At 61.7% G+C, this 3,762-nt stretch carries 5 protein-coding genes and 1 pseudogene; 1 reads left to right on the top strand and 5 read right to left on the bottom strand.

The annotated features are described in order from the left end of the window. Window positions 1–1,000, top strand: a 1,000-nt coding sequence (locus ACK4OE_RS25470; RefSeq protein WP_409889210.1) for a hypothetical protein, incomplete at its 5' end; no start/stop codon positions are given. A gap of 93 nt (window positions 1,001–1,093) precedes the next feature. Here ACK4OE_RS25470 and ACK4OE_RS25465 read toward each other — a convergent pair. The 5 genes and pseudogenes from ACK4OE_RS25465 to ACK4OE_RS25445 form a co-directional block, all read right to left on the bottom strand. Next, complete coding sequence (locus tag ACK4OE_RS25465; protein WP_409889209.1) at window positions 1,094–1,384, bottom strand: hypothetical protein; 291 nt, start codon at window positions 1,382–1,384, stop codon at window positions 1,094–1,096. Then, the gene (locus ACK4OE_RS25460) at window positions 1,381–1,725 is read right to left on the bottom strand and encodes a DUF86 domain-containing protein (RefSeq protein WP_409889208.1); all 345 of its coding nucleotides are present in this window, start codon (window positions 1,723–1,725) and stop codon (window positions 1,381–1,383) included. Before ACK4OE_RS25460 ends, ACK4OE_RS25465 begins: the two co-directional genes overlap by 4 nt. Continuing rightward, a complete protein-coding gene (locus ACK4OE_RS25455) occupies window positions 1,715–2,023 on the bottom strand; it encodes a nucleotidyltransferase family protein (RefSeq protein WP_409889207.1) in 309 nt (102 codons plus the stop codon). The genes ACK4OE_RS25460 and ACK4OE_RS25455 overlap by 11 nt, the downstream gene beginning before the upstream one ends. 103 nt (window positions 2,024–2,126) lie before the next feature. After that, window positions 2,127–2,674 (bottom strand): annotated as a pseudogene (locus ACK4OE_RS25450) (DUF924 family protein). 82 nt (window positions 2,675–2,756) lie between these two features. Further along, window positions 2,757–3,762, bottom strand: a 1,006-nt coding sequence (locus tag ACK4OE_RS25445; protein WP_409889206.1) for a GTP pyrophosphokinase family protein, incomplete at its 5' end; no start/stop codon positions are given.

Genomic DNA, 3,762 nt, shown 5'->3' with positions numbered 1-3,762 from the left:
CTACTTCAAGCCCAGCCGCCGCGTGGGCAGCTGGCTGGCGGTGCGTCTGGTGTCGGTGCTGGCCGCGCTGCTGGCGGTGGCGGCCGTGCTGCTGCCCGCGCGCGCCGTCGGTGGGCCCGCCGCGCTGGGCGTGTTTGTGCTGTCGCTCTACACCCTGGGCCCCGTGGTGTGGTTTGGCGGCCATGTGCTGGCCGGGCGTTGGGTGCGGCCCGCACTCTCGCGCGCTGAAAGCCTGGTGCTGGGCCTCACCGGCCTGGCCATCGCCGCCGTGCCCATCTACGCCAGCCTGCTGGCGCAAAGCGCCCTGCAAACCGCCGCACGCGACGTGGCCCAGCGCCGCGAGCTGCCCGCCAGCAACCCGCCGCTGGCCCACACCGTGCAGCCCGTGCAGCGTTACCAGCTGCACGGCGTGGGGCTCATCTACACCCAGTCACTGCTGGGCACCACCGATAACCGCCTGCTGCGCGTGGAGCAGCGCCACGGCGGCGGCCAATGGCCCACGCACCCCCACCCCGTGGCCCACCCCAGCTACTGCACCCACGGCAACGACGTGCACCTGATGTGGTCCGCCCAGGAACCCCCTCCCTACCTGCGCCTGCACTGGGCCCAGAGCAACGGTGCACCCACCAAGGCCGAATTCACGCCCCAGCTGGTGTTTGACCCAGCCACCCCCGTGCCCGACTTCCCCCTCACCCTGCGCCCCGACGGCGCCGACCCCGCCGCCCCCATCGCGCGCGAAAGGGCGTACCTGGTGCTGGTGAAAGAGGGGCAGCGGGCGCAGCCGCAACAAGCTCCGACGCAGCAACCGCCGCAGACTTACACCCAGATGCTGGGCAGCCCGCCCGAAGCAGGCGAGGTGCGCACGACCGATTGCGTGATGGCGGGTTTCCAGATCACCCCCACGGTTGCCAAACAAGGCTGGCAGGTGCAGGCCATGGGGCTGGTGTTTCATCTCTCCAAGGGCGGGCAGCCGTTGCGGGCGTTGGTGGAGCGGAAATAGAGGCAAAATTGGCCATTTCCGCCTGATGGTATTGCCTTTTTTGCTATCAAATTGAAAGCAGAAAAGGGTTTGATGCATGAGTGCGAGTGCTTCTTACGGATTGCTTCCCAACGCGCCCAGCAACCGCGCACTCACCTCGGCGGCATCCAGCGTGGCGAATGCCATGTTGTGCTGTTCCGTCAGCGGCCCATGGCCCGGCTCCATGCGGCCCGCAGCGTCGTAGCCCATGGCCTTGAACTTCCACACCCCGCCAACCAGCTTGAGCGAGCCTACGTGTGCGCCATCGGCGGTGTGGACGGACACTACGGTGGCGTTGATGGGGAGCAACTGCAGGGGGCCTGCCAGCCGGCCGGGCGGTATGTGGGCGAAGGTGGCGTGTTTCAATCCTGCTCGTCCAGCAGAGTCTTTACCGCGCGTAGCAAGGCGGGCAGGGCCGTTTGGGTGATGTTCCACACGGTACCCACGTTCACCGTGGCGTAGCCGTGGATGAGCTGGTTGCGAAACGCCACGATCTGCGCCAGGTCAGGAATGCGGGCGGCCATGGCCGTATCCAGCTTGGACAGTTGGTTGAGTGCTTCGCCAATGATTTCAAACTTGCGCTCTACCGCCGCCTGGGCCATGGCGTTGGCGCCATAGGCTGCTGCATCCATGCCCTGGGTAAAAGACTCAATGGCGGCAGCTGCGTCGCGCACATCCCACAAAAACGCGCGCGGGTCACGCTGCATACACAGCCTCTCGGTGGCGGTTGATGTTGGCTAGCACGTAGGGGTTGCGCACAGCGCCGGGTTCCACCAGGTCCACGCCCCGGCCCAGCAGGGCTTCCAGGTCGGCCTTGGCGCCAAAAATGGAGTGGAGCCCTGGCTCAACGCCCGGAGCAAACTCCACCAGAAAGTCGGCGTCGCTGTGGGCGGGGTCAAAGTCACTTGCTCGCGCCGCCGAGCCAAACACCTCCAACCGCCGAATGCCGTAGCGCTGGCAGATAGCGGCAATGCCTGGGCGGTATTGGGCGATGGCGGGATGCATGGGCGCAGTTTAATCGAGCGTCTCATTGACCGCCATATTGGCCTGTAGCGCTTGTTTGATAAGCAGGAATTGCTATGAAGAATATAGCGAATTGGTGCGATGCCTAAAACGATGACCCTGGCTCGCTCAAAAACGCCAGTTCTTCGGCTGTGGAGGTGCGGCCCAGCACCGCGTTGCGATGCGGGTAGCGCCCAAAGCGGTCGATGATGGCCTTGTGCCGACGCTCAAAGTTCAGGTTGTTTTCCATGCCCGGCTGGCGAACAGCGTGAGCGCCTGCTCATGAATCACGGCAGATTCGCTGTGCATGTACGGCATGTAGGCAAACACGCGCTGCGCTATGGGCAGGCTGCGGTCCTGCCCGCTGGCCACCAGCTCTTGCGCAAGGGCAAGGGCCAGTGCGTCTTGCGCAAAGGCGCGGCCGGTGTCGCGGTACACATTGCGCGAGAACTAGTCCAGCACCAGGATTTCTGCCAACCGGCCTTCTGGGGTGGCTCGCCAAGTGAATAGCTCACAGCGGGCTGCGGCCTCCAGCATGGGGCCGAAGCGGGTGCGGATGGAATCGTCCAGGGTGGCGTCTTTGGCGAAGTGCTGCTGGGGTGTGAGTTCGGTGAACCAGAAGTGCAGGATGTCGCTTGGTGTTGTTGGTGACATAGCGAGATGAGTAAGTAGCGCCGTTTGCTTGCGGCTAAAGCAGTCGATAGCGCTGAGGAATATCAGACACTCAACGCCTGAGTTAAGCCGACCCGCGAAGCGGAGACGGCTTGACCGAATTGTTGGCCCTTGCCGAGCGGCGTGGCGAAGCCTTTTTTGTTTTTATTCGCTCTTTAAATAGCTTTAGCAGGGCCTCATCGCCAAATTCATTTCGCAGCACGGCGCGAGCAAGGCCTACGTGGGTGAAGAAGACTCCTCGTGCGACCCTCGCTGTCGGTTCGACCCCCGTTTCTTCTGCCTCCTTTGCCTCCGCTGCTACGCGCGAAGCCTCTTTCTTAACTACATCGGTGTGCCACTTCTCAAATAGCTTTTCAAAATCGGCTGCTGTCGATACGCCGAGCTTCTGGAGCTCTTCGAGTAGGAGTGCGTATGGCTCGGCTTCAGACTTGTTAGCTGGCGGGAAGAGTCGATCCAAGAGTGTCGCAAGCGAATCTACGTTAAGTGGGGCTCCGGCGTCCGTACTCTTCGATTCTTGTTGGATGTATGTCTCGCGCTCTACCAGCACACGGTCAAACTCTAGGTCTACTGTCTCAAGTAGCGCAGACGCGCGATTTATAGCCCGACGGATCGGCGGCGGTACTGCGACCTCGCTCTTGTACTGCAGTTTGTGAGACGTAGCTGCCCAGATGTGCTGCGCCAATGTTCTAACCTGTACCTCTACGAAAAGATCGCTCAAGTTTGAGAGGCTCGGCACAGATGTCCATGTGGACGGAATCTTCAGAATGAGATGCTGAGACTGGTACCCGAACTCCGCATCTCCGAGCCTCTTGCCGGTGTCCTCGATGGATTCCACATCGAAAGTCTTCCGAAGTAGCCCCACTGCTGTATTCAGATCTCTCTTGAACAGGAGAATGACGCGCACGCCGATTAGGTCGTGCAATTCGCTGACAGAAGTGAGCAAGATCGCCTTACGCTGGAGCTTTTCGTTTATTGAGCTTAGTGATTTGATCCGGCTCTCAATCGGCACGCCAAGAGTCAGGTCTGATTGCGATAAAAGATTGGCAACTTGCTCGACCACAGCTGAGCGT

The sequence above is a fragment of the Acidovorax sp. genome, from assembly GCF_046314175.1.
Lineage (GTDB): Bacteria > Pseudomonadota > Gammaproteobacteria > Burkholderiales > Burkholderiaceae_C > Acidovorax.
This window is presented reverse-complemented; position numbering and strand designations above follow the sequence as displayed.

Excerpts from the sequence above, each read along its gene's own strand:
- ACK4OE_RS25455 (WP_409889207.1), bottom strand. The coding sequence starts at position 2,023 with ATGCATCCCGCCATCGCCCAATACCGCCCAGGCATTGCCGCTATCTGC.
- ACK4OE_RS25460 (WP_409889208.1), bottom strand. The coding sequence starts at position 1,725 with ATGCAGCGTGACCCGCGCGCGTTTTTGTGGGATGTGCGCGACGCAGCT.